This is a genomic window from Variovorax sp. EBFNA2, assembly GCF_033802765.1.
In the GTDB taxonomy this organism is placed as follows: Bacteria; Pseudomonadota; Gammaproteobacteria; order Burkholderiales; family Burkholderiaceae_C; genus Variovorax; species Variovorax paradoxus_H.
Window position 1 is genome coordinate 5,211,924 of sequence record NZ_CP138496.1, and the last position, 23,861, is coordinate 5,235,784.

A 23,861-nucleotide genomic window follows, 5' to 3' on the forward strand; every position below is an offset into this window, starting at 1 on the left:
GCATCGGCCGATCCGTCGCAGGCGCCGGTCGGCGGGGTACCGTAAGAAATGTCGTTGCAACGACATCTTCGGCGCGGCGATGGTGCCACAGTCATTCGCGTTCGCCAAACAACAAGGAGACAACGATGAAGCGTTCGAACAAGGACCCGCGCCCTGCGCGCGGACCGGACGACGGAGACGCGCACGGCCTGCGCCGGCGCGATGTGCTGGGCTACGCCACGGCCGCGCCGCTGGCATCGGCGGCGGCCGGCATCGTGGGGCTCGGTGCCCTCACGGCGCCCGCCTCGGCGGTCGCCGCGCTGCTGCCGATGACGCCGCCCGACACCACCGACCTGATCGACATCGGCGATGCGGTCACGCTCACGTCGCTGCCGACCATGCCGCTCGTGAAGGTGACGAACACCGGCGACGGCCGCGTGCGGCTCGCGCTGCCGCGCCTCGAAGTGGGCCAGAGCATCGCCACGGCCAGCGCGATGATGCTGGCCGACAAGCTGCGCCTGCCGCTGAGCGCCATCGAAGTCACGTCGGCCGACGCGAGCCCCGAGCTGATCTGGAACCAGCTCACCGGCGGTTCGTCGAGCGTGCGCTCGATGCACGCGGGCATGCCGATGCTGGGCGGTCTCGGCGGCCTGCTCTCGGGCTCCACGCCTTCGGTGGTCGGCCAGCGCGTGACGCGGCTCGATGCGCTCGACATCGTTACCGGTCGCAAGAAGTTCACGCTCGACCAGGCCGTGCCCAATGCCAAGCCGACGATGGTGCGGCGCCCGCCGACCATCAACGGCAAGTTCGTCGGCATCAACAACATGAACACGGTGATGGCGATGCCGGGCGTGATCGGCGTGGTGCCGATTCCGTCGACCAACGGCATCACGCCGACGCCGCCGGGCGTGGCCGTGATGGCCGAGACCTTCGGGCAGGCCTGGGCCGCCGTGAATGCGCTCGACGTGACCTGGGCCGCGGGCCCGCTCGACGGCGAGTCGAACGCGACCATCATGCGCAAGCTGAAGTCGTCGCTGCTGCCCTTCGCGCTGCCGCCGCTGGGCGCGCTGACGGTCGAGGCCGAGTTCGAGTTCGCGCCGGCCGCGCACTGCCCGATGGAAGTGGAATGTGCGATTGCCGACGTGCGCGCCGATCGCGCCGAAATCTGGGCCGGGCTGCAGAGCCCCATCGTCACCCAGCAGGCGGTGGCCGCCGAATTGGGCCTGCCGCTGAACAAGGTCGTCGTGCATGCGGTGCCCTCGGGCGGTTCCTTCGGGCGGCGCCTGTTCTGGGACCCGGTGCTGCAGGCGATCCAGGTGTCGAAGGCGCTCGGGCGCCCCTGCCGCCTGATGTACCACCGCACCGACGACATGCGCCACACGCGCATCCGCCCGCCGATCTACCAGAAGGCGCGCGCCACGATGCTGCTGGGCCAGGTCATCGCCTTCGAGCAGCGCATCGCCAGCGTGCGGCTGGACACGCGCCACGGCTTCGGCAACATGCTCGAGGCCGCCGCCATCGCACTGCCCAATGCCTTCCCGCAGACGGTGGGCAACTTCGCGATCGAGCAGGTGATGTTCAAGACCATGGTGACCTCGCCGTACAACTTCGGCGTCACGACCAAGCTGCTGACACCGGTGGCGATGGACATGAACACCTGCTCCTACCGCTCGGTGCACATCCAGCCCGCGCGGCTGGTGGAAGAGATCCTGGTCGATGAGATGGCCCGCGCGGCGCGCAAGGACCCGATCGCCTTCCGGCTCGAGTACCTGCGCCTGCCGCGCGCCCGCGCGGTGCTGAAGGCCGTGGCGGAGGCCGCGCAGTGGGGCAAGGCGATGCCCGCAGGCTTTGCGCAGGGCGTGGCCGTGCACCAGGAGTCGAAGTCGTTCACGGCCTGCATCGTCGAGATCGACGCGCGCGTGCCGGCGCAGGCCCGCGTGGTGCGCGCGACCATCGCCATCGATGTCGGCACGCCGATCAACCCCTCGGGCATCGAGGCGCAGCTGCAGGGCGGCCTGTGCGAATCGATCGCGCTGGTGCTCACCGCAGGCCTGCACATCCAGAACGGCCTGCCGCTGGAAGGCAGCTACTCGCAGTACCACTTCTCGCGCATGAAGCACTACCCAAAGGACGTGAAGATCATCATCATGCCGGCCAGTGGCGAGGCCATCGGCGGCCTGGGCGAGGTCGGCCTGTCGGCGAGCTCGGGTGCCATTGCCAATGCCTACGGGCGCGCCACCGGCATCAAGCCGCGCAGCTTCCCGCTGAATTTTCCGGTCGACTTCACGCCGATCCCGCCGGGCAAGCTGCCCACGCCCGTCAACGTTCCAATCCCCGCCTGAGGAGACCCACCATGCCTGTGCAATCTTTCAAGGTGAACGGCCAGAACGTCGACATCGAGGCGCCCGACGACCTGGCGCTGCTGTGGGTGCTGCGTGACAAGCTCGGCATCACCGGCCCGAAGTACGGCTGCGGCATCAACGTGTGCAAGGCCTGCACCTGCCACGTCGACGGCAAGGCCGTGACGACCTGCTCGGTGCGCGTGTCCGACGTGCGCGGCCGCCAGGTGACGACCATCGAGGGCCTGGCCAACGGCAACACGCTGCACCCCGTGCAGCAGGCCTGGATGAACCTCGATGTGCCGCAGTGCGGCTTCTGCCAGCCGGGGCAGATCATGGCGGCGGTCGACCTGCTGCGCCGCACGCGCACCCCGACGGACGCCGACATCGACGCCATCGAGAACGTGTGCCGCTGCGGCACCTACGGCCGCATCCGCGAGGCGATCAAGGCTGCCGCCGCGATGATGGGATAGGGACAGACGTAAAAACGGCCAGCCACCGCGCGCTGCGGTGCTGGCCGTTTGGCGCTGGCTGGCGCTTACTCGCCGAGATAGGCGGCGCGCACGCGCGGATCGCGCAGCAGTTCCTTGGCGTCGCCGTTCATCGTGATGAGGCCCGACTCCATCACGTAGCCACGGTCGGCCAGTTGCAGCGCGCGGTTGGCGTTCTGCTCGACCAGCAGGATCGTGACGCCTTGCGAGGCCACGGTCTGCACCACCTCGAAGATCTTGTCGCACATGATTGGCGACAGGCCCATGGTGGGTTCGTCGAGCAGCAGCACCTTCGGGCGCGCCATGAGTGCGCGACCCATGGCCAGCATCTGCTGTTCGCCGCCCGACATCGTGCCGGCCAGCTGGTCCTTGCGCTCGCGCAGGCGCGGGAAGGTCACGAACACGCGCTCCATGTCGCTCGCGATCTCGGCCTTGTCGTTGCGGATGTAGGCGCCGATCTGCAGGTTCTCGGTGATCGTCATGCGCGTGAACACGCCGCGGCCCTCGGGCACCATCACGAGGCCCTCGCCCACCAGGTCCCAGGCGCCGCGGCCCTTGATGCTGCGGCCCAGGAACTCGATCTCGCCCGCGCCGGCCGGCAGCGTGCCGGTGATGGCTTTCATGGTGGTGGTCTTGCCGGCGCCGTTGGAGCCGATGAGCGAGACCAGCTCGCCCTCGAACACGTCGAAGTCCACGCCCTTCACGGCCTGGATGCCGCCATAGCCCACCTTCAGGCCGCGGACCTTGAGCAGGTTCTTGCCTGCGGCCTTGGCGGCGGCCGCGGCCGTCGTGGTTGCCATCGTTGCTTCTGCGGTGCTCATCTCAGTGTCCTCCGGTGCCGAGGTAGGCCTCGATCACCTTTTCGTTCTTCTGTACCTCGACCGGGTTGCCCTCGGCAATCTGCTTGCCGTAGTCGAGCACGGTGACGCGGTCGCACAGGCCCATGATGAGCTTGACGTCGTGTTCGATGATCAGGATCGTGCGGTTGTCCTTGCGGATGCGGTCGATGAGCTCGCGCAGCAAGACCTTCTCGGTCGAGTTCATGCCGGCGGCCGGTTCGTCCAGCGCGATGAGCTGGGGGTCGGTGGCCAGTGCGCGGGCGATCTCGAGGCGGCGCTGGTCGCCGTAGCTCAGCGTGCGCGCCTTGTAGTCGGCGAACTTGCCGATGCCCACGTAGTCGAGCAGCTCCTGCGCGCGCTTGGCGATGGCGGCCTCTTCGGCCTTGAAGCCCTTGGTGCGCAGCATCGCGCCGAACACGCCGGAGTGCGTGCGGATGTGGCGCCCGACCATCACGTTCTCGAGCGCCGTCATTTCGGCGAAGAGGCGGATGTTCTGGAAGGTGCGCGCAATGCCGGCCTTGGCCACTTCGTGCACGGCCGTCGGCTGGTAGGGCTTGCCGGCCAGTTCGAAGGTGCCGCTGTCGGGCGTGTACAGCCCGGTGATCACGTTGAAGAAGGTCGTCTTGCCGGCGCCGTTCGGCCCGATCAGGCCGTAGACCTGGCCGCGCTTGATGGTGATGCCCACGTCGGAGAGGGCCTGCAGCCCGCCGAAACGCTTGGAGATGCCGCGAACTTCGAGGATGGTGTCTGTCGTCATGTCTGTGTTTCCTGGGCTCACGGATTGATGGACATGGGACGCGATGCCGCACCCGGCACTTCGTCGGCGGGGCTGTCGATGCCCGGTGCGTGGGTCTGCAGCGAGCCGGGCGCCACGGCCGCATGGGCCGGGTCGATGGGCGTGCCGTTCTTCTTGGTCAGCGTCTTGCCGTGCTCCGGCGAGGGCCACAGGCCGCGCGGACGCATCAGCATGATGATGATCATGGCCAGCGCAATGAACAGCTGGCGCAGGATGGACGCGTCGAGGCGGCCGTCGGTCATCGCCTGCAGCGGGCCGGCCACGTAGCGCAGCACTTCGGGCAGCGCGGCCAGCAGCACGGCGCCCAGGATGACGCCGGGCAGGTGCCCGAGGCCGCCGAGCACGACCATGGCGACGATCATCACCGACTCCATCAGGCTGAAGGACTCGGGCGACACGAAGCCCTGGAAGGCCGCGAACATCGCGCCCGACACGCCGCCGAAGCTGGCGCCCATGCCGAAGGCCAGCAGCTTCATGTTGCGGGTGTTGATGCCCATCGCCTTGGCAGCGATTTCGTCTTCGCGGATGGCCATCCAGGCGCGGCCGATGCGCGAGATCTGCAGCCGGTGCGAAATGATGATGGTGGCCACCACCAGCGCCAGGAACAGGTAGTAGTACAGCGTGACCGACGAGATCGTGAAGCCGTCGAACTTCCACGCCTTGCCGAGGTCGAGACCCCAGAACTTGATGGAGTCGATCGCCGTGATGCCCTTCGGCCCGTTGGTGATGTTGATCGGCTGGTCGAGGTTGTTCAGGAACACCCGGATGATTTCACCGAAGCCGAGCGTGACGATCGCGAGGTAGTCGCCGCGCAGCTTCAGCGTGGGCGCCCCCAGCATCGCGCCGAGCACCCCGGCCACCACCAGCGCGAGTGGCACCACGATCAGGAGCGAGGTGTGCAGCCCGTTCGGGAACATCGCCTTGAACCACGGGAAGGTGTCCGAGAGGTGCGACGAGCCCATCAGCGCGTAGAGGTACGCACCGACCGCAAAGAAGGCCACGTAGCCCAGGTCGAGCAGGCCGGCATAGCCGACCACGATGTTCAGGCCGAGCGCGAGCATCACGTAGAGCAATGCGATGTCGGCGATGCGCACCCAGGCATTGCCTTGGGTCTGCAACAGGATCGGCAGCGCCAGCACGGCGACCACGCCGAGGATGTAGAGCGCGAGGTTCTTGCTGTTTTTCATGGTGTGCTGCTCCTCAGGCCCGGTCCGCCACGCGCTCGCCGAGCAGACCCGAAGGCCGCAGCGTGAGCATCACGATCAGCACGATGAAAGCGAAGATGTCGCTGTAGTTGCTGCCCAGCACGCCACCCGTGAGGGTGCCGATGTAGCCGGAGCCGATGGCCTCGATGAGGCCCAGCAGAATGCCGCCGACCACCGCGCCGGCCAGGTTGCCGATGCCGCCGAACACGGCCGCGGTGAAGGCCTTGAGGCCGGGCAGGAAGCCCATCGCGTGTTGCGCGATGCCGTAGTTGGAGGCGTACATCACGCCGGCGATGGCCGCGAGCACGGCGCCGATGATGAAGGTGGCCGAGATGACCATGTCGGGCCGGATGCCCATGAGCGCCGCGACGCGCGGGTTCTCGGCGGTGGCGCGCATCGCGCGGCCGAGCTTGGTGTAATTGACCAGCCACATCAGCACCACGAGCGAGAACGCCGTGACGCTGAGGATCATCACCTGCGTGGGCGAGATGACAGCGCCGCCCACGTGGATGGGGTCGGTCGGCAGCAGGTTGGGGTAAGCCTTGTTGGTCGGCTTCCAGATGATCATGGCCAGCGTCTGCAGCAGGATCGACACGCCGATGGCGGTGATGAGCGGTGCGAGCTTGGGGCTGTTGCGCAGCGGCCGGTAGGCCACTTTTTCGATCACGAAGTTGAGGCTTGCCGCGACGACGCAGGCAATGATCAACGCGACGAGAAGAATCAGCCAGCCCGGTGTGTTGGGCATGCCGTCCTTCATGAGGCCGATGATGGTCCAGCTTGTGAGCGCCCCCACCATCAGCACTTCACCGTGCGCAAAATTGATCAGATTGATGATGCCGTACACCATGGTGTAGCCCAAGGCTATCAAGGCATACATGCTGCCGAGAACCAGACCGTTGATGATCTGCTGCAGCAATATTTCCATAACGCGATTCCCTATGTGTTGCACCTTGCGGGTGCCATTCACCTACCGAGGCACCGGTTTGGCGCCTCTGGCTTGACAAGCAAAAAACCAGCCAACATGTGCCGTCGGTAGGTTTGGTGGGCGGGATTTTAGACATGCCCCGGCGCTGTTTTGGGGCGGGATGACCGGGGTTTACCCGCTCACCTCATGCTGTATGTGGGAGAGGTCATGCGCGGCGTGAGCGCATGTTGCAAGACGGTATCAATCGTCTCGTTCAGCGTTGCGGCGGCGCAGTTCGCGCAGCTTTTCCGAGATACGGATTTCGAGTCCACGTTCGACCGGCTCGTAGAAAACCTGGCCTTCCAGGCCCTCGGGCAGGTAGCGCTCGCCAGCGGCGAAACCGCCCTCCTCGTCGTGCGCGTAGCGGTAGCCCTTGCCGTAGTCGAGCTCTTTCATGAGCTTGGTGGGCGCATTGCGCAGATGCATCGGCACCGGGCGCGTGCTGTCTTTCTTCACCAGCGCGCGCACCGCGTTGTACGCCTTGTAGACCGCGTTCGACTTGGGCGCGATGGCCAGGTAGACCACGCATTCGGCCAGCGCCAGCTCGCCTTCGGGCGTTCCCAGCCGCTCGTAGACCTCGGCCGCGTCGAGCGCCAGGCGCAGCGCGCGGGGGTCGGCCAGCCCGATGTCTTCGCTGGCCATGCGCACGAGGCGGCGCGCCATGTAGCGCGGGTCGGCGCCGCCGTCGAGCATGCGAACGAACCAATACAGGGCGGCATCGGGGTCGCTGCCGCGCACCGATTTGTGCAGCGCGCTGATGGTGTCGTAGAACTGCTCGCCGCCCTTGTCGTAGCGGCGCATGCGCTCGCCGAGCACGCGCAGAAGCCACTCGTCGGTGATGTTCGTGAGCTTTTCGGCGCCGGCCGCGACGGCCAGCGTCTCGAGCGTGTTGAGCAGGCGGCGCGCGTCGCCGTCCGCGTAGGCCACCAGGCGGTCGATGGCCGCCTCGTCGATGGCCGGAACCGCCTGGATCGATTGCGCCCTGGCGACGATCTGCTTCAGGTCGCTCTCGTTGAGCGACTGCAGCACGTACACCGCCGCCCGCGACAGCAAGGCCGAATTGACTTCGAACGACGGGTTCTCGGTGGTCGCGCCGATGAAGGTAAAGAGGCCCGACTCGACGTGCGGCAAAAACGCGTCCTGCTGGCTCTTGTTGAAGCGGTGCACCTCGTCCACGAAGACGATCGTGCGCTGCTGCGTGAGCCCGTCGCGCGCGGTCGTAGCCTGTTCGACCGCCTCGCGGATGTCCTTCACGCCGCCCAGCACCGCGCTGATGCTCAGGAACTGCGCGTCGAAAGCGTCGGCCATGAGCCGCGCGATGGTGGTCTTGCCGGTGCCCGGCGGGCCCCAGAGGATGCAGGAGTGCGGCTGGCCCGACTCGAAGGCGATGCGCAGCGACATGCCCGGACCGAGCAGGTGCTGCTGGCCGATCACGTCGCCGAGCGTCTTGGGACGCAGGCGCTCGGCGAGGGGCTGGTGGGAGCGCGTCGTGGCCAAACCGGAACTACCGTCTGCGGGTGATTACTGCTTGAGCACGTCCGCACCCGCAGGTGCCTTGAACTCGAAGGTGCTGGCGGGCAACGCCGGATTCACCTCGACCTTGCTGAACTTGAGCATCGAGCGCTGGCCGAAGCTGTCCAGGATCTCGAGGGCCGCGAGCGCGTCGCCCTGGAAGCCGACCATCACGTTCTGCAGCTGGCCGTCCTTGTTCTTCGGCGTGGCCTTGACCCACTGCAGGCCATCACGCTCCGGTGCGGCTTCCAGCGCGAAATCGGCCTGCAGGGCGCGCAGGTCGGCGGCAGAGGCAATCAGCGCCGCGGGGGTCGAACCCAGCGCCTGCGCCTGGGTGCGCTGCGTGACCTGGTTCAGGTCGGCGTCGTAGAGCCACAGCGTCTTGCCGTCGGCCACGATGCTTTGCGCAAAGGGCTTGCGATAGTCGAACTTGAATTTACCGGGGCGATGGAATTCGAAGGTGCCGGTCGACGTCTTGACGCGGCCCGGCTGGCCCTCGCGCGGCGGGGCCGTCACGGTCTGGGTGAACTCGGCGCGGCCGGACTTGACCGTCTTCACGAAGGCTTCGAGGCTTTCGAGCCCGTCGGCCCAGGCACTGCCGGCCACCGTACAGAACAGGCCGGCCAACAGCCAGAGGCGGGTTTTCTTCATGGGAGGTTCCTCGGAAAAACGTTGCTGCGATGCCCATCGACACTACCCGCAGCAGATGCCGGCATCTGTAGGCTTTGATGAAGATTTGCAGCGGCAGCGGTGCGCGTTTGCAAATTGCCTCTCAGCACGTAACCGGCCCTGCAGCGGTGGCGATGGGGGTCGTCGGTGGCGCGCCGGCGACTCACTCCGCTTGGCGCGCGGGCACGAGGATCTCGCGCTGGCCGCTGCCGCTCATGGCGCTCACGAGCCCGGCTTTTTCCATGTCTTCGACGAGGCGCGCGGCGCGGTTGTAGCCGATCTTCAGGTGGCGCTGCACCAGCGAGATGCTGGCCTTGCGGTTCTTGAGCACGACCTCGACCGCCTGGTCGTACATCGGATCTTTTTCGGCATCGCCGCCGCCGCCCAGCAGGTCGCCGTCACCGTCGCCATCGACCGTGCCGCCTTCGAGCACGCCCTCGATGTAGTCGGGCTCGCCCTGGCTCTTGAGGTAGGCCACCACGCGATGCACTTCCTCGTCGCTCACGAAGGCGCCGTGCACGCGGATCGGCAGGCCGCTGCCGCTGGCCATGTAGAGCATGTCGCCCATGCCCAGCAGCGCCTCGGCGCCCATCTGGTCGAGGATGGTGCGGCTGTCGATCTTGGAGCCCACCGAGAACGCGATGCGCGTGGGGATGTTGGCCTTGATGAGGCCGGTGATCACGTCGACGCTGGGCCGCTGCGTGGCCAGGATCAGGTGGATGCCGGCGGCGCGGGCCTTCTGCGCGAGGCGGGCAATCAGCTCTTCGATCTTCTTGCCGACGACCATCATCAGGTCGGCCAGCTCGTCGATGATGACGACGATGTGCGGCTCGCGGCGCAGCGGTTCCGGATCGTCGGGCGTGAGGCTGAAGGGGTTGTAGATGAACTCTTCGCGCGCCTTGGCTTCGTCGATCTTGGTGTTGTAGCCGGCCAGGTTGCGCACGCCGAGCTTGCTCATGAGCTTGTAGCGGCGCTCCATCTCGGCCACGCACCAGTTCAGGCCGTGCGCCGCCTGGCGCATGTCGGTGACCACGGGCGCCAGCAAATGCGGAATGCCTTCGTAGACCGACATTTCGAGCATCTTCGGGTCGATCATGAGCAGGCGAACGTCGCGTGCCTCGGCCTTGTAGAGCAGCGAAAGAATCATCGCGTTGATACCGACCGACTTGCCCGAGCCGGTCGTACCGGCCACCAGCACGTGCGGCATCTTCGCGAGGTCGGCCACCACGGGGTTGCCGATGATGTCCTTGCCGAGGCCCATCGTGAGCATCGACTTGCCTTCGTTGTAGACCTGCGAGCCCAGGATTTCGCTGAGCTTGATCGACTGGCGCTTGGCGTTCGGCAGTTCAAGCGCCATGTAGTTCTTGCCGGGGATCGTTTCGACCACGCGGATCGACACCAACGAGAGCGAGCGCGCGAGGTCTTTGGCGAGGCCGAGAATCTGCGAGCCCTTGACGCCGGTGGCGGGCTCGATTTCGTAGCGCGTGATCACGGGGCCCGGCGAGGCGAGCACCACGCGCACCTCGACGCCGAAGTCTTTCAGCTTCTTCTCGATCATGCGCGAGGTCATCTCGAGCGTGTCGGACGACACCGTTTCCTGGCGCACCAGCGCGGCATCGAGCAGGTCGACCTGCGGCAGCTTGCTGTCGGGCAGTTCGTTGAAGAGCGGCTTCTGGCGCTCCTTGACGACGCGGTCGCTGCGGGGCACCTCGGTCATCGCGGGCTCGATCTGCACGGGGGGCGATGCGGGGCGGCGCCTGGGCGCGACCTCTTCCTCTTCGTCGTCGAAGCTCGGATCCAGCGCTTCGCCGAACGCGGTCTCTTTGCTGGGACGCATTTTCTTGGCGCGTGGCGCGGGCGCCAACTCTTCCTCGTCGCCGGCACGTTCGCGTGCGGCCTGCTTGCCCATGGCGATGTCGGCCGCCATTTCGCGCTTTTCACGGCGCGACTCGAACAGCGAGTAGGCACGGGCACCGATGCGCTCGGCAATCAGGCTCCACGAAAAGCGGAAGACCAGCGCCGAGCCGATCACGCCGCCGGCGATGGCGACCAGCGCCGAGCCCGTGAAGCCCAGCCAGCGCACGCTCGCCGGCCCCACAAGGAAGCCGAGGGCGCCGCCGCCCGAACCCGGCAGGTGCGATTCAAGCCGGTACAGGCGCGACCATTCGAGCACCGCGCTCGCGCACAGCAGCAGGACCAGGCCGAACCAGAAAGCGAGGCGGCTTCGGTTGAAGCGACCGCGCGGGGGTTGCTCGACCGCCGGTGTCGGTTCACCGCCGCGCAGCCAGCCGGCCAGCGACGAGAGCCATGCGCGCAGGCCCGCCGCGAGGCACCACCAGACGGAATAGCCGGCAAGGAAATAGCTGCCGTCGGCCAGCCAGGCGCCGATGCGGCCGCCCCAGTTCTTGATTTCACCGCCCGTGCCCGAGGTCGACCAGGCGGCATCGGAGGGGGTGAAGCTCAGCATCGCCAGCAGCCAGAACAGGAGGGCTGCGAACCCGGCGATCAAGGTGATTTCGTGGGCGAAGCGCAGGGCGCGCAGGCGCACGGGTTGCCCTTCGGCAGCGGAAGAAGAGGACGACGATTGAAGCGTATGAAGCGAATAGGTCATGAAAAGCACGGCGTCCGGCCCGAAAAAACGGAGGCCGGCCGCCCGAACACTACAACAAAAGGCCGTGGGCGCCGAAAGCGCCCGGCCTATGGGCTCAGGTCAGCGACAGAAGCCGGTCCTTGATGATCACCGAGCCGTCTTCCTGGGACTGCACGAAACCGCGCTCTTCCAGGTCTTTCATGACACGGCTCACCATTTCGCGCGAGGCGCCGACCATCTTGGCCAGGTCCTGGCGGGAGATCTTGTCGCGGACCTTGAGATTGCCCAGGCCGTCCTGGCTGGCGAACTCGAGCAGCGCGCGGGCCACGCGGCCATACACGTCCATCAGCGCCAGCGATTCGATCTTGCGGTCGGCGTGGCGCAGGCGCTGCACCAGGCCGCGCATGATGTTGTAGGCCATCGAGGAGTTCTCGGGCAGGCAGCGCGCGAAGGCATCGCGGCCCAGCATGAGCACGTCGCACTGGATTTCGGTGCGCACGGTGGCCGAATGCGGCTCGTCGTCGATCAGGCTCATCTCGCCGAGATAGTCGCCGGGATGCAGCGTGGCCAGGATCACCTCGCGGCCGCGGCTGTCGGCGCTCGTGACGCGGGCGCGGCCGGTCAGGATGATGTACAGCGCATCGGATTTCTTGCCCTGCTCTACAACGACCTCGGCGCGTTTGAAGCGCTTCTTGATGATCGCATCCGCAATGCTTGCGGACTGCGAGGCCGTCAACGACGCGAACAATGGAACGCGCCGAAGCAATTCAAGGTTGGACAGCATCGACATTCGTATCAATCCCTGAAACAGCGCGCTGATGTGATCCTGATGCCGAGCCCATGGATTACTACAATCGCGCGCATTGAAAACACCGTGCACCCGGTGTTGAACCGGGCGGTGATACTCCCCACGTATCGCTACCACCCTGAAAATGTACACGCTGACGCAGCGTCTATCCTAGGTTTTCTACTCATGTCCGCACCCCAACACGCCAAGGTTCTCATTCTGGGCTCCGGCCCGGCCGGCTACACCGCCGCCGTCTACGCCGCACGCGCCAACCTCCAGCCTTTGCTCATCACGGGCATCGCGCAAGGCGGTCAACTCATGACCACGACCGAGGTCGACAACTGGCCGGCCGACGTGCACGGCGTGCAGGGCCCGGAGCTGATGCAGCGCTTTCTCGAGCACGCCGAACGCTTCAAGACGCAGATCGTGTTCGACCACATCAACAAGGTCGACCTGAGCAAGCGCCCGTTCACGCTCACGGGCGACAGCGGCACCTATACCTGCGATTCGCTGATCATTGCCACGGGCGCATCGGCCAAGTACCTCGGCCTGGATTCCGAAGAAAAATTCATGGGCCGCGGCGTCTCCGCCTGCGCGACCTGCGACGGTTTCTTCTACCGTGAGCAAGAGGTCTGCGTGATCGGCGGCGGCAACACGGCCGTCGAAGAAGCGCTGTACCTCTCCAACATCGCAAACAAGGTGACGCTCGTACATCGCCGCGACAAGTTCCGCGCCGAGCCCATCCTGATCGACAAGGTCATGGAAAAAGTGGCCGAAGGCAAGATCGAACTGAAGCTGCACAGCGAGCTCGACCAGGTGCTCGGCGACGACACGGGCGTGACGGGCGTCCGCATCAAGAACGCGCAGACCGGCGCCACCGAAGACATCACGCTCAAGGGCTGCTTCATCGCGATCGGTCACCACCCGAACACCGACATCTTCCAGGGCCAGCTGGAAATGAAGGACAACTACATCGTGACCCGCTCGGGCCTGAAGGGTTTCGCGACGATGACCAGCGTGCCCGGCGTGTTCGCGGCCGGCGACGTGCAGGACAACATCTACCGCCAGGCCATCACGAGCGCCGGCACGGGCTGCATGGCCGCCCTCGACGCGCAGCGCTTCCTCGAGGAACACTGAGACCCTTCCCCGCGGGAGGGGTCACCGTCCTGCCGGGCCCGGTTTCCCGCTTCTGCGGCGCGGCCAGCCCTGCGGCCCCTGAAGGGGCTATAATCCGAGGCTTTGCCGAAATAGGGCCACCTCCCACCGGGAGTCTGGTTGCGGCAAATCCGGGGTACCGCCACCCGTTTCTGGCGAGGTCAAGCTGCAAAACACCCTGCAATCGCCCTGATTGCGCCGGTGCCAGCTGTTCAAGAAAGAGTGTCCACATGGCACGCGTATGCGACGTAACGGGCAAAGGCCCGATGGTCGGAAACAACGTTTCCCACGCCAACAACAAAACCAAGCGCCGGTTCCTGCCGAACCTGCAATACCGCCGTTTCTGGGTCGAGACCGAAAACCGCTGGGTTCGCCTGCGCGTTTCGAGCGCTGCACTGCGCCTGATCGACAAGAACGGTATCGATGCCGTGCTCGCAGACCTGCGTGCCCGCGGCCAAGCTTAAGGAGCTGAATCATGGCAACGAGCAAAGGCGGACGCGAAAAGATCAAGCTGGAATCCACCGCGGGTACCGGCCACTTCTACACGACGAGCAAGAACAAGAAGACGATGCCTGAAAAGATGTCGATCATGAAGTTCGACCCCAAGGCGCGCAAGCACGTCGAATACAAGGAAATCAAGCTGAAGTAATTCAGCCTGCTCTCCCAAAAAACCCGCTGCTCACCCAGCGGGTTTTTTATTGCCCGTCGTTTTTTGCAAAAGCAGAAAAGGCGGGCGCAAAAAAGCCGACCCTCAGGTCGGCTTCTTTATTCCCTATTGAGCAAGAGCAACAGCGCGCGAGGCGCTGGCACTCTTTTCTAGGTCAGGCGCGTGCAGCGCGCAGGCGGGTCGAGAACTCGCGCAAGCCGGCGATGCCGCTGGCTTCCGCACGGTGGCACCAGGCCGCCAGATCGGCTGCCAGCTGCTCGCGCGATTGCGAGGTGTTCAGCCAGAGCTGACGCAGCTCTTCGCGCATCGTGACCATCTTGTCGAGCACCGGGTGCGCGGCACGGGCTTGCACCAGATGGGTGCGCGCCGAGGCGGGCACCTTGTCGTCGTCGCGATGCAGCCAGCGCTTGGCCGCCTTGAGCACCGACAGGTCGGCGCCCTTGGCCTTCAGCACTTCGATTTCCTCGCTGGTCGCACGGCGCATTTCGCGGGCGTAGCCGGCCATCACTTCGTAGCGGTTGGCAATGACGGCCTCGAGCGTCTTCTCGTTGGCCACAGGCTGGACGTCGCCCATCAGCATCTTCGGCGGCACCTTCTTGACCTTGGCCCAGCCCAGCTTCTGGAACACCTGGATGTAAACCCAGCCGATGTCGAACTCGTACTTCTTGACCGAGAACTTGGCCGAAGTCGGGTAGGTGTGGTGGTTGTTGTGCAGCTCTTCGCCACCAATGATCAGGCCCCAGGGCATGATGTTGCGGCTGGCGTCGGCCGCCTCGAAGTTGCGGTAGCCCCAGTAGTGGCCGATGCCGTTGATGATGCCGGCGGCGGTGATCGGGATCCAGAGCATCTGGACCGCCCACACGGTCAGGCCGAGCCCGCCGAACAGCGCCAGGTTGATCACCAGCATCAGGCCCACACCTTGCCAGCTGTAGCGCGTGTACAGGTTGCGCTCGATCCAGTCATCGGGCGTGCCATGACCGTAGCGCTCCATCGTTTCCTTGTTCTTCGATTCCTTGCGGTACAGCTCGGCGCCGCGCCAGAAGACTTCGTCGATGCCCTTGACCTGCGGGCTGTGCGGGTCGTCAGCGGTTTCGCACTTCGCGTGGTGCTTGCGGTGAATGGCGACCCATTCCTTCGTCACCATGCCGGTGCCGAGCCAGAGCCAGAAACGGAAGAAGTGCGAGGGAATCGGACCGAGGTCCATCGCCTTGTGCGTCTGCGTGCGGTGCAGAAAGATCGTCACCGCCGCGATGGTGATGTGCGTGGTGACGAGCGTGTACAGCACGACTTGCCACCAGGCAATGTCCCACAGGCCGTGTCCGAGCCATTGGATGACCGCGTTCAGAACGGCGGAGTCAGGAAGCATCATTGAGTCAGGTACTCCATGGCCACACGAAGGTGCAGCCTTCAGTAAGTAACCCGCGATTTTAGGATGTCAGGACCAAAACGAGGCCTTTTGTCCTTTTGTCACACCGCAGATTTACCCTAGTTTGGAGCCCCGTCCCTATTTCCGGTTCCACACGGCGGCAAAAAAGCCGTCGGTGGCGTGGCGATGAGGCCACAGCCGCAGGTAGCGGCGGCCGTCTTCCCCACCCGCGCAGAGGGTCTCGGCGCCCTCCACCTTGAGGCTCTGGAGCAATTCCGCCGCGTCGATGGGCTCGAAATCGGGGTTCGCGGCGACAAAGGCCTCGGCGATGGCCTCGTTTTCCTCCGGCAGCACGCTGCAGGTGGCGTACACCAGCCGGCCGCCCGACTTCACCAGCCGCGCCGCGCTTTGCAGGATGGCGGTCTGCTTGGCCGTCAGTTCGGCCACCGACTTGGCCGATTGACGCCATTTGAGGTCAGGGTTGCGGCGCAAGGTGCCGAGCCCCGAACAGGGTGCGTCGACCAGCACGCGGTCGATCTTGCCGGCCAGGCGCTTGACCCGGTCGTCGCGCTCGTGGGCGATGGCGGCCGGGTGCACGTTCGACAACTTGCTGCGCGCCAGCCGCGGCTTGAGCGCGTCCAGGCGGTGGGCCGAGGTGTCGAAGGCGTAGAGCCGGCCGGTGTTGCGCATGGTCGCGCCGATGGCCAGGGTCTTGCCGCCGGCGCCGGCGCAGAAATCGACCACCATTTCGCCGCGCTTGGCGTCCAGCAGCAGCGCCAGCAGTTGCGAGCCTTCGTCCTGCACCTCGATGGCGCCGCGGACGAACGCGTCGAGCTTGGTCAGCGCGGGCTTGCCCTCGATGCGCAGCCCCCAGGGCGAGAACGGCGTCACTACCGATTTGATAGCAGCCTTCGCAAGCTCCGCCTTCACTTCGGCCCGCTTGTCGGTGAATGCATTGACGCGCAGATCAAGCGGTGCGGGTTGCTGCAGGCTTTCGACCATCGGCCAGAAGCCGTCGCCCAGCTGTGCCTTCAGCGGCGCGACCAGCCATTCGGGCAGGTTGTGGCGATGGCGTTCGAGCAGGTCGTCGGGTTTGACGGCGTCGCAGTTGTCGAGCCAGCGCTTCTCGGTGTCGTTGAGTGCGCTCTTCAGGAAGTCGCGCGGGCCGTGAAAGCCCAGGATCGCCATGCGGCGCTCCTTCGACCCGCTGCCCGAGGGCGACAGGTGATCGAACAGCAGCTTCTTGCGAAGCACGGTGTAGACGGTCTCGGCGAGCGTCGCGCGCTCGCGCGGGCCGAACTCGCGGTGGTCGCGGAAAAAGCGCGAAACGACCTGGTCGGCCGGGTGATCGAATTTCAGGACCAGGCCGACCAGATCGGCGGTGGCCTCCAACAGGGCTTTGGGATGCATAGCCCCGATTGTCTCAGCCGGCCGGCCTCGCGGCCCAAACGCCTCAGGCGCCGCGCACCCAGACGGTTCCGAAGGCCTGCCGCTCGATGTCTTCCAGCGTGGGCGAATGCCCCGCCCAGAGCACCAGCGCCGCGCCCGGCAGGGTCAGCGTCTGCTCGAGCTCGCGGCACAGGTGCCAGCGGTCTTCGTCGCCGAGCCCCGGCACCTCGACGAACACGATGTACGCCCGCCGCCATGCGAACTCGCGCAGGTTCTTGCGCACCACCCACAGCCGCGACACGGGCAGGCAGCGCACGATGTCGGCACGCAGTTCACCCAGTTCATGGTCGTTCAGGTCGTGGCGCGAAATCTGGCTGAAGAACGGCGTGTCGGTGATCTCTTCCCAGGCGCGCGCCTCGGCCTCCTCCGCCTCCTTGAGCCGCGCGCGCCACAGCTTGAGTCCCCGCTCGTCGTGCGGCCCCGCCTCGGGATCTTCAAGCGAGGCGACGGCGTTCTTGGCCGCCCACCAGCGGCTGGCCACGCCCGACTGGTGCAGCCGCTCGAGCACCGCCAGGCGCTCGGCGCGCTCGCGCACGGGCAGCATCTGGGCCAGCCCACGCAGGGCGCCCGGATGGTCCGGCGCGATCCGCAGTGCGCTTTCGTAGCGCGCGCGCACCGGCGCCGCCGGGTCGAGCCGGCGCTCGGCGTCGGCCCACTCGACCATCTCGTCGGGCGTGTTGCGCTCGCCGCGGGCCGCCAGCACGGCGATGCGCTCGCGGATGCGCGACCGGTGCGCGTGGTGCTGCTTCCAGTCGGCGGCGTGGGCGCGGCGCCAGGCGTTGTCGAAATGCGAGATCCACTTGTGTTTGTCGGCCAGCATGTCGAGCGCGGGCCGCTGCGACCAGGCCGGCAGCGCCGCCTTCTGATTCAGCGCTTCCAGCCGGTCGCGCAGCACCGGGTGGGTGTCGTCCAGATCGCTGACGCGGCGCATCGCCTCGCGCAGCGCCTGGCGCGCGAACTCCTCGCTCGGCGGCGTGCGGGCGCGCTGCCGCAGCGCGGCGAACGGGCCGGGCGGCAGCGGCTCGCGCTCGGCGCGCGCCCAGTGCCAGGGCCAGAACTCGCTGGCGTACCAGTTGCCCTTGATGGCCACTTCGGTGAGCGCGGCCGCGGCCACCGCGGTGCCGAGCAGCCGGCCCGAGATGCGGTCGGCCTCGTACTCGTCCTGGCGGGCCAGCGCGAAGGTCTTGGCGGCAAAGCGCGGAAAGTACCAGCGGAAGAAGGCCTGCGACACCAGCGCCATCACGCCCTCGTCGCGCTGCAGGCTGGCATCCAGGCGCAGCCACGACAGCCGCGTGCGGTAGATCCAGGCGCTCAGGCGGCCGTGGTTGCCACGCAGATGCCCGTATTCGTGGGCCAGCACCGACAGCAGCCGCTGCCGGTCCAGCATCATCAGCAACGGCAGGCCGATGCTCAGCGAGTTGAGCGCGCCGCCGAACAGGCCGAAGCGCGGCACCTGGCTGATGCTGGCGTTGAAGTTCTCGTCCAGGTAGACGCGGTGCACCGGCGGCCCTTTGATGCGCTCGCGGATGCGGTCCAGCGCCTCGAACAACCCGGGCGCGTCGGCGCGTGTGAGCGGTTCGCCGTCGGGCTCGTCGAAATGCACCCAGAGCGCGCGCAGGGTCGCCCAGAACAGGCCCAGCGCGAACAGCAGCAGCCAGCCGCGGGTGAAGTTGAAGTGCCCCCCGGCCACCGACACGACCACCCAGGCCACAATGCCCACCGCCAGGCCGAGGCAGGCCAGCACCCAGAGGTAGCCGAGCGCGGCAAACGCCGCGACGCCACGCCGGTAGCGCGCACTGTCGTCCGCACTTGCGTGCTCGCTCAGGCGAACCAGGTGAACAAAATCCGCACGGTCCATCCGACTCCCGTCAAATACACATCCGACAGTTGTTATTCGAAGAAAGAAGTGCCCCGTTGAACGACGAAGACCTCCCTCCCCTGATCGAAACGCCCCCTGGTCGCTACCGCCACTACAAGGGCGGCGAGTACGACGTGATCGGCACCGTGCGCCACAGCGAAACGCTGGAGCCGATGACGCTGTACCGCGCCCTCTACGGTGCCCGCGGCCTGTGGGTCCGGCCCGCCGCGATGTTCGAAGAAACCATCGAGATCGAGGGCCGGCCGCAACGCCGGTTCACCCCGATCGACGCTCAGCCGCAGTGAACGTCCTTGACGCGGCCACGCGCGTCCACGCTGAGGTTGAGCCGGCCGGCGTTGAGTTCCATCGTGACCGCCTGATTGGGCTTGAGCACCCGCACCGTGCCGGCGCCGGCACGTGCGCGCGCGGCGGCCTCGAGCTGAGGCGTGACCTGCTGGCCCACGGCAAAGCGGGCGCCTTCGGCGTTGCACTGGAAGACGGGCTCGGCCGGCGCAGCGGGCGCAGCGGCAGCGGCGCTGCCCGGTGCCGGCGCGGGGGCCGGGGCGGCGCAGGCGGCCAGCAGGGCCGCGGTGGCCATCGTCAGCAGTAGCGATTGGGTTTTCAAAGTTCTGTGCTCCCGAAAACCCGCGAATATAAACAACTTTAAGGTTTGTGACTCAATGTATCCAAAAGCCATCCAGCGATGGCACGCGGATACAGCAGGTGCTCCTGCGACAGCACCCGGCCGGCCAGCGTGGCGGCCGTGTCGTCGGGCAGCACCGGCACCACGGCCTGGGCCAGGATCGGCCCGTGGTCGAGCTCGGCCGTGACCTGGTGCACCGTCACCCCGGCCACCTTGCAACCCGCATCGATGGCGCGCTGGTGCGTGTGCAGCCCCGGAAACGCCGGCAGCAGCGACGGATGGATGTTCACCAGCCGCCCGGCGTAACGCGCCACGAAGCCCGGCGTCAGGATGCGCATGAAGCCCGCCAGCACCACCAGCGCCGGCGCGTGGGCGTCGACCGCCTCGGCCAGCGCGGCGTCGAAGGCCTCGCGGCTGTCGAAGGCCTGGTGCGGCACCACGGCGGTCGCGATGCCGTGCGACCTGGCCAGCGCCAGCCCGCCGGCCTCCGGCTTGTTGCTGATGACGGCGGCAATGCGCGCGCCGAAGCGCTCGGCCCAGCGGTCGCGCTCGGCGGCGCGCACGATGGCCGCCATGTTCGAGCCGCCGCCGGAGATCAGGATCACGATGTTCTTCATGGGAGGCCGGGATTATCCGTGCCCCGCCGACGCCTTCCGCCGCCCCACACGCCGGCGGGCTTGTCGCGACGCGGACACCGGATCGCAGCACGACCGTGCTAAAACTCGCAATTCCGGAGACACCCCGCGTCTGCGGTGGACCGATCAACACAGCGAGGCACGCATGGATTTGAGCTTCACACCCGAAGAACAGAAGTTCCGCGAAGAAGTTCGCGCATGGGTCAAGGACAACCTCCCCCAGGAGATTTCGCACAAGGTGCACAACGCGCTCGAACTGACGCGCGACGATCTGCAAGGCTGGGCCAAGATCCTCGGCAAGAAGGGCTGGCTGGGCTACGGCTGGCCCAAGGAATTCGGCGGCCCCGGCTGGACCGCCGTGCAGCGCCACCTGTTCGAGGAAGAAACCGCCCTCGCCGGCGCGCCGCGCATCATCCCCTTCGGCCCCGTCATGGTGGCCCCGGTGATCATGGCCTTCGGCAACGCCGAGCAGCAAAAGCGCTTCCTGCCCGGCATCGCCAGCGGCGAAGTCTGGTGGAGCCAGGGCTACAGCGAACCCGGCTCGGGTTCCGACCTGGCCTCCGTCAAGACCAAGGCCGAACGCAAGGGTGACAAGTACATCGTCAACGGCCAGAAGACCTGGACCACGCTCGGCCAGCACGGCGACTGGATGTTCAACCTCGTGCGCACCAGCAACGAAGGCAAGCCCCAGACCGGCATCAGCTTCCTGCTGCTGGACATGAAATCGCCCGGCGTCACCGTGCGCCCGATCAAGCTGATCGACGGCGGCGTCGAGGTGAACGAGGTGTTCTTCGACAACGTCGAAGTGCCCGCCGAAAACCTGATCGGCGAAGAGAACAAGGGCTGGACCTACGCCAAGCACCTGCTCTCGCACGAGCGCACCAACATCGCCGACGTGAACCGCGCCAAGCGCGAACTCGAGCGCCTGAAGCGCATCGCCAAGAGCGAAGGCGTGTACGACGACCTGCGCTTCCGCGACGAGATCGCCAAGCTCGAAGTCGACATCGTCGCCCTCGAGATGATGGTGCTGCGCGTGCTCTCGGCCGCCACCTCGGGCAAGAACTCGCTGGACGTGGCCGGCCTCCTGAAGATCCGCGGCAGCGAGATCCAGCAGCGCTACGCCGAGCTGATGATGCTGGCCGGCGGCCCGTACTCGCTGCCGCTGATCCGCGAAGCCATGGAAGCCGGCTGGCAGGGCAACTTCCCCGGCGGCAACCCGGCGCTGGCACCGCTGGCATCGACCTTCTTCAACATGCGCAAGACCACGATCTACGGCGGCTCGAACGAAGTGCAGCGCAACATCGTGGCGCAAACCGTCCTGGGCTGAGGAGACACCAACATGGATTTCAATTTTTCGGAAGACCAGGACCAGCTGCGCGACGCCGTTCGCAAGTGGGTCGACAAGGGCTATGACTTCGAGCGCCGTCGCGGCATCGAGGCCAAGGGCGGCTTCTCGCGCGAGGCGTGGGACGAACTGGCCGAGCTCGGCCTGGGCGGCCTGTACATCAGCGAAGACGACGGCGGCCTGGGCATGGGCCCGGTGGCCGGCATGGTCGTGATGGAAGAACTGGGCCGCGGCATCGTGCTGGAGCCCTTCGCGCAGACGCTGATCGCCGGCGCCGTGCTCGGCGGCTACGCCGACGCGGCCACCAAGGACAACTGGCTGCCGCGCATCGCCGGCGGCCAGGCCCTCGTGGTGCTGGCCTACCAGGAGCGCAAGGCGCGCTACCGCCTCGACGTGTGCGATGCCACCGCCATCAAGTCGGGCAACGGCTACTCGCTGACCGGCGCCAAGAGCGTCGTGCCCGTGGGCGACGAAGCCGACGCCTTCCTCGTGCCCGCCAAGGTCGACGGCAAGATCGCCCTCTTCCTGGTCGAGCGCAGCGCCAGCGGCGTCGAAGCCCGCGGCTACGGCACGCAGGACGGCGGCCGCGCGGCCGAAGTGGTGTTCGACAAGGCCGACGCCACGCTGGTCACGGCCGACGGCCTGACCGCGCTCGAATACGCGGTGGATGTCGGCATTGCCGCCACCTGCGCCGAAGCGGTCGGCGTGCTCGACAAGACGCTCGACGTCACGATCGACTACATGAACCAGCGCAAGCAGTTCGGCGTGGTCATCGCCAGCTTCCAGGCGCTGCGCCACCGCATCGCCGACATGAAGATGCAGCTGGAACTGGCACGCTCGATGAGCTACTACGCGACGCTCAAGCTCAACGCCCCGGCCGACGAACGCCGCCAGGCGCTGGCCCGCGCCAAGTACCAGCTCGGCACGTCGATGCGCTACGTTGCCGCGAACTCGGTGCAGCTGCATGGCGGCATCGGGGTGACCGACGAATACATCGGCAGCCACTACTTCCGCAAGCTCACGCAGCTTGAGCTGACTTTCGGCGACACGCTGCACCACCTGGGCGAAGTGTCGGCACGCATGGAGGACACCGCAGGCGTCTTCGCCTGACGGCTGTTTGTCGATAGCATCCAACGCCCGCCCGCCTTGCGCCGGCGGGCGTTTTCACTTGTGGGGCCCGAGCCCCTTGCCAGGAGAGAGACAGACATGCCTTCCCGCCGCACCCTGCTTGCCTTGGCCCTTGCCGGAACCGCCGCCGTCACCTTGCTGACCGCCTGCGCGACCTCCACGCCCTCTTCCACCGAGCGCCCGCCCATCGTCTTCATGCATGGCAACGGCGACTCGGCGGCGCTGTGGCAGACCACGGTCTGGCGCTTCGAATCGAACGGCTGGCCGCGCGAGCGGTTGTTTGCCGTCGACCAACCGAATCCCCTGGCCCGCGACGACGACGCCGTGGCCCAGTCGGGGCGCAGTTCCACCACCGAGTCGGCCGCGTTCCTGCGCGCCGAGGTCGAGAAGGTGCTGAAAGCCACGGGCGCGCCCAAGGTGGTGCTCATCGGCAATTCGCGCGGCGGCAACACCATCCGCAACTACGTGCAGAACGGTGGCGGCGCGGCCGTGGTGAGCCACGTGGTGCTCGGCGGCAACCCCGCGCACGGCATCTGGAAGGTGAAGGGCCTGCGGGAGAACAACGAGTTCTCGGGGCTCTCGGCCTTCATGCAGCAGCTCAATGCGCCCAAGGGCCCGAACGGCGACGAGGTCACGCCCGGCGTGCAGTGGCTCACGCTGCGCTCGGACAGCAACGACAAGTACGCCCAGCCCGACGGCCTGTGGATCGGCGCGCCGGGCCAGCCGACCAACATCGGCTTCGACGGGCCGGCACTCAAGGGCGCGACCAATCTCGTGCTGCCGCGCGTGGACCACCGCGAGACCTCGTTCTCGCCCGCCGCCTTCGCAGCGACCTGGCGCTTCCTCACTGGCCAGCCACCCGCCAGCACGGCGGTCGCGCCGGAATCGAAGGTCGTGCTCAACGGCCGCGCGATCGGCGCGGACAACCTCGCGCTGACCGGCGCGCGTGTCACGGTCTTTGCGGTCGATCCGGCCTCGGGCGCACGGCGCGGCGAGGCGGCGCACCAGCAGACGGTCGGCGCCGACGGCCGCTGGGGCCCGTTCAGCGCGCAGCCGACGGCGCGCTACGAGTTCGTGCTCGACGTGCCCGGCCAGGGCACCACGCACATCTACCGCAGCCCGTTCGTGCGCAGCAGCGGCTTCGTCAACCTGCGGCCCGAGCGCCTGGCGCCGGCCGAAAGCGGTGCGGGTGCAGTGGTCGTCTTCACGCGTCCGCGCGGCTACTTCGATGCGCAGCGCGACACGATGCAATTCGACGGCCAGAGCCCGCCCGCCGGCGTGCCGGCCCAGGGCGCAGGACAGTCGACCTCGCGGCTGCGCGTCGCGGCCGGCGCGCCGCAGCGCACGGTCAGCGCCGAGTTCAACGGCGAGCGCCTCACCGGCCAGAGCTGGCCCGCCGCGCAAGGGCACACGACGGTGCTCGAGCTGACTTATTGAGCCGGCC

At 66.9% G+C, this 23,861-nt stretch carries 22 protein-coding genes; 9 read left to right on the plus strand and 13 right to left on the minus strand.

What is annotated here, in order from left to right; genetic code table 11:
* The first annotated feature begins 125 nt into the window (after positions 1–125).
* Complete coding sequence (locus RZE79_RS24490; RefSeq protein ID WP_319357207.1) at positions 126–2,321, plus strand: molybdopterin cofactor-binding domain-containing protein; 2,196 nt, start codon at positions 126–128, stop codon at positions 2,319–2,321.
* Between the two features lie 11 nt (positions 2,322–2,332).
* On the plus strand, positions 2,333–2,791 hold the full coding sequence (locus RZE79_RS24495; protein WP_319357208.1) for a (2Fe-2S)-binding protein: 459 nt from the start codon (positions 2,333–2,335) through the stop codon (positions 2,789–2,791).
* A 65-nt stretch (positions 2,792–2,856) separates the two neighbouring features.
* On the opposite strand, the gene RZE79_RS24500 is transcribed toward RZE79_RS24495, so the two are convergent.
* From RZE79_RS24500 to RZE79_RS24535, 8 genes are all read right to left on the minus strand, one after another.
* Positions 2,857–3,630, minus strand: a complete 774-nt coding sequence (locus RZE79_RS24500; RefSeq protein WP_319357209.1) for an ABC transporter ATP-binding protein — start codon at positions 3,628–3,630, stop codon at positions 2,857–2,859.
* Position 3,631: 1 nt separating this feature from the next.
* Positions 3,632–4,405, minus strand: a complete 774-nt coding sequence (locus RZE79_RS24505) for an ABC transporter ATP-binding protein (protein ID WP_101493176.1) — start codon at positions 4,403–4,405, stop codon at positions 3,632–3,634.
* 17 nt (positions 4,406–4,422) lie between these two features.
* Complete coding sequence (locus tag RZE79_RS24510) at positions 4,423–5,631, minus strand: ABC transporter ATP-binding protein (RefSeq protein WP_319357210.1); 1,209 nt, start codon at positions 5,629–5,631, stop codon at positions 4,423–4,425.
* Positions 5,632–5,644: 13 nt separating this feature from the next.
* Positions 5,645–6,574: a branched-chain amino acid ABC transporter permease gene (locus RZE79_RS24515; RefSeq protein WP_056572297.1), complete on the minus strand. Its 930-nt coding sequence runs from the start codon at positions 6,572–6,574 to the stop codon at positions 5,645–5,647.
* A gap of 240 nt (positions 6,575–6,814) precedes the next feature.
* On the minus strand, positions 6,815–8,110 hold the full coding sequence (locus tag RZE79_RS24520) for a replication-associated recombination protein A (RefSeq protein WP_319357211.1): 1,296 nt from the start codon (positions 8,108–8,110) through the stop codon (positions 6,815–6,817).
* Positions 8,111–8,134: 24 nt separating this feature from the next.
* Complete coding sequence (gene lolA / locus RZE79_RS24525) at positions 8,135–8,776, minus strand: outer membrane lipoprotein chaperone LolA (protein ID WP_099795444.1); 642 nt, start codon at positions 8,774–8,776, stop codon at positions 8,135–8,137.
* 181 nt (positions 8,777–8,957) lie between these two features.
* Positions 8,958–11,405 carry a DNA translocase FtsK 4TM domain-containing protein gene (locus RZE79_RS24530; RefSeq protein ID WP_319357212.1) on the minus strand — a complete coding sequence of 816 codons (2,448 nt, stop codon included), beginning with the start codon at positions 11,403–11,405 and terminating at the stop codon, positions 8,958–8,960.
* A gap of 94 nt (positions 11,406–11,499) precedes the next feature.
* A complete protein-coding gene (locus RZE79_RS24535; RefSeq protein ID WP_153282362.1) occupies positions 11,500–12,174 on the minus strand; it encodes a Crp/Fnr family transcriptional regulator in 675 nt (224 codons plus the stop codon).
* Between the two features lie 183 nt (positions 12,175–12,357).
* On the opposite strand from RZE79_RS24535, the gene trxB reads away from it, so the two are divergent.
* The 3 genes from trxB to rpmG all read left to right on the plus strand — a co-directional run bounded on the left by trxB (position 12,358) and on the right by rpmG (position 13,975).
* Positions 12,358–13,308: a thioredoxin-disulfide reductase gene (trxB, locus tag RZE79_RS24540; RefSeq protein WP_319357213.1), complete on the plus strand. Its 951-nt coding sequence runs from the start codon at positions 12,358–12,360 to the stop codon at positions 13,306–13,308.
* 248 nt (positions 13,309–13,556) lie between these two features.
* Positions 13,557–13,790 (plus strand): 50S ribosomal protein L28, encoded by a 234-nt coding sequence (gene rpmB, locus RZE79_RS24545; protein ID WP_007830293.1) that lies wholly within the window; start codon positions 13,557–13,559, stop codon positions 13,788–13,790.
* Between the two features lie 11 nt (positions 13,791–13,801).
* Positions 13,802–13,975: a 50S ribosomal protein L33 gene (gene rpmG / locus RZE79_RS24550; RefSeq protein WP_007830291.1), complete on the plus strand. Its 174-nt coding sequence runs from the start codon at positions 13,802–13,804 to the stop codon at positions 13,973–13,975.
* 172 nt (positions 13,976–14,147) lie between these two features.
* On the opposite strand, the gene RZE79_RS24555 is transcribed toward rpmG, so the two are convergent.
* The 3 genes from RZE79_RS24555 to RZE79_RS24565 form a co-directional block, all read right to left on the minus strand.
* Positions 14,148–15,362 carry a fatty acid desaturase gene (locus RZE79_RS24555; RefSeq protein WP_153282360.1) on the minus strand — a complete coding sequence of 405 codons (1,215 nt, stop codon included), beginning with the start codon at positions 15,360–15,362 and terminating at the stop codon, positions 14,148–14,150.
* A gap of 135 nt (positions 15,363–15,497) precedes the next feature.
* Complete coding sequence (locus RZE79_RS24560) at positions 15,498–16,769, minus strand: RsmB/NOP family class I SAM-dependent RNA methyltransferase (protein WP_319357214.1); 1,272 nt, start codon at positions 16,767–16,769, stop codon at positions 15,498–15,500.
* 43 nt (positions 16,770–16,812) lie between these two features.
* Positions 16,813–18,666 carry a M48 family metallopeptidase gene (locus RZE79_RS24565; RefSeq protein WP_319357215.1) on the minus strand — a complete coding sequence of 618 codons (1,854 nt, stop codon included), beginning with the start codon at positions 18,664–18,666 and terminating at the stop codon, positions 16,813–16,815.
* Positions 18,667–18,722: 56 nt separating this feature from the next.
* On the opposite strand from RZE79_RS24565, the gene RZE79_RS24570 reads away from it, so the two are divergent.
* Positions 18,723–18,971 (plus strand): DUF1653 domain-containing protein, encoded by a 249-nt coding sequence (locus tag RZE79_RS24570; protein ID WP_101493167.1) that lies wholly within the window; start codon positions 18,723–18,725, stop codon positions 18,969–18,971.
* Here RZE79_RS24570 and RZE79_RS24575 read toward each other — a convergent pair.
* Both RZE79_RS24575 and purN read right to left on the minus strand, forming a co-directional pair.
* Positions 18,959–19,264 (minus strand): I78 family peptidase inhibitor, encoded by a 306-nt coding sequence (locus tag RZE79_RS24575; protein WP_373696503.1) that lies wholly within the window; start codon positions 19,262–19,264, stop codon positions 18,959–18,961. The genes RZE79_RS24570 and RZE79_RS24575 overlap by 13 nt on opposite strands.
* Before the next feature lie 65 nt (positions 19,265–19,329).
* Positions 19,330–19,926: a phosphoribosylglycinamide formyltransferase gene (gene purN / locus RZE79_RS24580; RefSeq protein ID WP_153282356.1), complete on the minus strand. Its 597-nt coding sequence runs from the start codon at positions 19,924–19,926 to the stop codon at positions 19,330–19,332.
* 163 nt (positions 19,927–20,089) lie between these two features.
* Here purN and RZE79_RS24585 point away from each other — a divergent pair, with 163 nt between their 5' ends.
* The 3 genes from RZE79_RS24585 to RZE79_RS24595 all read left to right on the plus strand — a co-directional run bounded on the left by RZE79_RS24585 (position 20,090) and on the right by RZE79_RS24595 (position 23,854).
* A complete protein-coding gene (locus tag RZE79_RS24585; protein ID WP_062482930.1) occupies positions 20,090–21,271 on the plus strand; it encodes an acyl-CoA dehydrogenase family protein in 1,182 nt (393 codons plus the stop codon).
* A 12-nt stretch (positions 21,272–21,283) separates the two neighbouring features.
* Complete coding sequence (locus RZE79_RS24590; protein ID WP_319357217.1) at positions 21,284–22,399, plus strand: acyl-CoA dehydrogenase family protein; 1,116 nt, start codon at positions 21,284–21,286, stop codon at positions 22,397–22,399.
* A gap of 96 nt (positions 22,400–22,495) precedes the next feature.
* Positions 22,496–23,854 (plus strand): alpha/beta fold hydrolase, encoded by a 1,359-nt coding sequence (locus RZE79_RS24595; RefSeq protein ID WP_319357218.1) that lies wholly within the window; start codon positions 22,496–22,498, stop codon positions 23,852–23,854.
* The last annotated feature ends 7 nt before the right edge of the window (positions 23,855–23,861 follow it).

Excerpts from the sequence above, each read along its gene's own strand:
- RZE79_RS24585 (WP_062482930.1), top strand. The coding sequence starts at position 20,090 with ATGGATTTGAGCTTCACACCCGAAGAACAGAAGTTCCGCGAAGAAGTT.
- RZE79_RS24595 (WP_319357218.1), top strand. The coding sequence starts at position 22,496 with ATGCCTTCCCGCCGCACCCTGCTTGCCTTGGCCCTTGCCGGAACCGCC.
- RZE79_RS24495 (WP_319357208.1), top strand. The coding sequence starts at position 2,333 with ATGCCTGTGCAATCTTTCAAGGTGAACGGCCAGAACGTCGACATCGAG.
- RZE79_RS24535 (WP_153282362.1), bottom strand. The coding sequence starts at position 12,174 with ATGTCGATGCTGTCCAACCTTGAATTGCTTCGGCGCGTTCCATTGTTC.
- rpmG (WP_007830291.1), top strand. The coding sequence starts at position 13,802 with ATGGCAACGAGCAAAGGCGGACGCGAAAAGATCAAGCTGGAATCCACC.
- lolA (WP_099795444.1), bottom strand. The coding sequence starts at position 8,776 with ATGAAGAAAACCCGCCTCTGGCTGTTGGCCGGCCTGTTCTGTACGGTG.
- RZE79_RS24555 (WP_153282360.1), bottom strand. The coding sequence starts at position 15,362 with ATGATGCTTCCTGACTCCGCCGTTCTGAACGCGGTCATCCAATGGCTC.
- RZE79_RS24560 (WP_319357214.1), bottom strand. The coding sequence starts at position 16,769 with ATGCATCCCAAAGCCCTGTTGGAGGCCACCGCCGATCTGGTCGGCCTG.
- RZE79_RS24515 (WP_056572297.1), bottom strand. The coding sequence starts at position 6,574 with ATGGAAATATTGCTGCAGCAGATCATCAACGGTCTGGTTCTCGGCAGC.
- RZE79_RS24575 (WP_373696503.1), bottom strand. The coding sequence starts at position 19,264 with ATGGCCACCGCGGCCCTGCTGGCCGCCTGCGCCGCCCCGGCCCCCGCG.
- RZE79_RS24590 (WP_319357217.1), top strand. The coding sequence starts at position 21,284 with ATGGATTTCAATTTTTCGGAAGACCAGGACCAGCTGCGCGACGCCGTT.
- RZE79_RS24490 (WP_319357207.1), top strand. The coding sequence starts at position 126 with ATGAAGCGTTCGAACAAGGACCCGCGCCCTGCGCGCGGACCGGACGAC.
- purN (WP_153282356.1), bottom strand. The coding sequence starts at position 19,926 with ATGAAGAACATCGTGATCCTGATCTCCGGCGGCGGCTCGAACATGGCG.
- RZE79_RS24510 (WP_319357210.1), bottom strand. The coding sequence starts at position 5,631 with ATGAAAAACAGCAAGAACCTCGCGCTCTACATCCTCGGCGTGGTCGCC.
- RZE79_RS24530 (WP_319357212.1), bottom strand. The coding sequence starts at position 11,405 with ATGACCTATTCGCTTCATACGCTTCAATCGTCGTCCTCTTCTTCCGCT.
- trxB (WP_319357213.1), top strand. The coding sequence starts at position 12,358 with ATGTCCGCACCCCAACACGCCAAGGTTCTCATTCTGGGCTCCGGCCCG.
- RZE79_RS24505 (WP_101493176.1), bottom strand. The coding sequence starts at position 4,405 with ATGACGACAGACACCATCCTCGAAGTTCGCGGCATCTCCAAGCGTTTC.
- rpmB (WP_007830293.1), top strand. The coding sequence starts at position 13,557 with ATGGCACGCGTATGCGACGTAACGGGCAAAGGCCCGATGGTCGGAAAC.
- RZE79_RS24500 (WP_319357209.1), bottom strand. The coding sequence starts at position 3,630 with ATGAGCACCGCAGAAGCAACGATGGCAACCACGACGGCCGCGGCCGCC.
- RZE79_RS24565 (WP_319357215.1), bottom strand. The coding sequence starts at position 18,666 with ATGGACCGTGCGGATTTTGTTCACCTGGTTCGCCTGAGCGAGCACGCA.